The following is a 304-nucleotide window of genomic DNA, read 5'->3' as shown; positions in this document are numbered from 1 at the left end:
TAAGCCAACGCAACCGTTTTTTTTCAGCCCTGGAGTAGTAGTAGGGAAATAACCATTAAGCCAACGCAATGGTTTTTTTCCAGCCCTGGAGTAGTGATAGGGAAATAACCATTAAGCCAACGCAATGGTTTTTTTTCAGCCCGGGATTGGACTGTTGGCGAAATAACCATCAGGCGAACGCAACAGTTTTTTTCCAGCCCTGGAGTAGTAGCAGGGAAATAACCATCAGGCGAACGCAACAGTTTTTCCCAGCCCTGAATTGGACTGCTGGGGAAATAACCATCAGGCGAACGCAACAGTTTTT

1 protein-coding gene is annotated in these 304 nt (G+C 46.1%); it reads right to left on the bottom strand.

Annotation, left to right across the window (positions count from 1 at the left end):
* Positions 1-23: 23 nt before the first annotated feature.
* Positions 24-304: hypothetical protein (locus tag LKK83_RS30830; RefSeq protein WP_324635291.1), on the bottom strand; the 281-nt coding region annotated here is incomplete at its 5' end.

This window comes from Phormidium sp. CCY1219, from assembly GCF_035615515.1.
In the GTDB taxonomy this organism is placed as follows: domain Bacteria; phylum Cyanobacteriota; class Cyanobacteriia; order Cyanobacteriales; family Laspinemataceae; genus CCY1219.
Note: the sequence above shows the minus strand (reverse complement) of the source record. Positions and strands in the feature narration are given on the sequence as shown.